The 536-nt window shown below is 38.4% G+C and carries 1 protein-coding gene; it reads right to left on the bottom strand.

What is annotated here, in order from left to right; genetic code table 11:
- Positions 1-272 precede the first annotated feature (272 nt).
- The coding region (locus OQ5_RS23935) for a hypothetical protein (protein WP_218054563.1) at positions 273-536 on the bottom strand (264 nt) is incomplete at its 5' end.

Below are 536 nucleotides of genomic sequence, written 5' to 3'. Positions count from 1 at the left end.
AACGCCCCTGAATTGTCTCGCACCCAATTTATGCTACGAAGAGATTAGGGCTAACGCCCCTTTCTTTAAAAAGAAAAATCGGAGCGTTAAAGAAAAACATTGAGTAGAACAATAAATATAATGATAAAATAAGTGGGGCTGCAGCCCTGAAAAATCATACAAATGAATACGAATACAAAAAGGGGCGTAGAAAAAATGTATGAATTAAAACAAAGGGGCATAGCCCGGTAATCTTCGTAATTGAATAACGAATGATATAACCCAAAGGGGCGTTAGCCCCGTAATCTTCGTAGAAAAAATGTATGAATTAAAAAAAGGGGCGTAGCCCTGAAATCTTTGTAATAGAATAATGGACAAAATAACCCAAAGGGGCATAGCCCGGTAATCTTCGTAATTGAATAACGGATGATATAATCAAAGGGGCGTAGCCCGGTAATCTTCGTAATTGAATAACGGATGATATAATCAAAGGGGCGTAGCCCTAATATCTTCGTAATAGAAACGGATGAATAAACCATAGGGGCGTTAGCCCTGAT

The organism is Anaerophaga thermohalophila str. Valhall (assembly GCF_000250735.1).
In the GTDB taxonomy this organism is placed as follows: Bacteria; Bacteroidota; Bacteroidia; order Bacteroidales; family Marinilabiliaceae; genus Anaerophaga; species Anaerophaga thermohalophila_A.
Note: the sequence above shows the minus strand (reverse complement) of the source record. Positions and strands in the feature narration are given on the sequence as shown.